General features: G+C 64.2%; 1 protein-coding gene. It reads left to right on the top strand.

Annotated features, from left to right (window positions below; all coding sequences use genetic code 11):
• Positions 1 to 196 (top strand): hypothetical protein (locus tag DXD16_RS10505; protein WP_233502676.1); only part of this gene is annotated, 196 nt, incomplete at its 5' end.
• Between the last annotated feature and the right edge of the window lie 131 nt (positions 197 to 327).

Raw genomic sequence — 327 nt, 5'->3', positions numbered from 1 at the left:
CCCGGGTGCGAGGCCGGCGAGGAGCATCGCGGTCCCCGCGGCGATTATCGAAAACACGATCTGGATAAGGCGCCGGAATTTGGGCGCGGGCGCCTTCGCCGCCAGGGTCGCAGGCCTTGTGGCCCCGAGCAGGAGTATCGACGAGAGAAGGAAGGGGATGAAGGGAAGGAAAGACGGCACCATGGCAACGGCGTAAGGCAGGAAGGAAAGGAATGGCAGGTCGTTTGCGGAGGCCGGGATATCCGTGATGCCGGAGCTGCTCAGGGCACGGCAATATGCGAGCGCCGCGTCATTGGTCTCTCGGTCTCCCACGATGGACCCGGATTG

Source organism: Collinsella sp. TF11-5AC, from assembly GCF_003436775.1.
Classification (GTDB): Bacteria; Actinomycetota; Coriobacteriia; order Coriobacteriales; family Coriobacteriaceae; genus Collinsella.
This window is presented reverse-complemented; position numbering and strand designations above follow the sequence as displayed.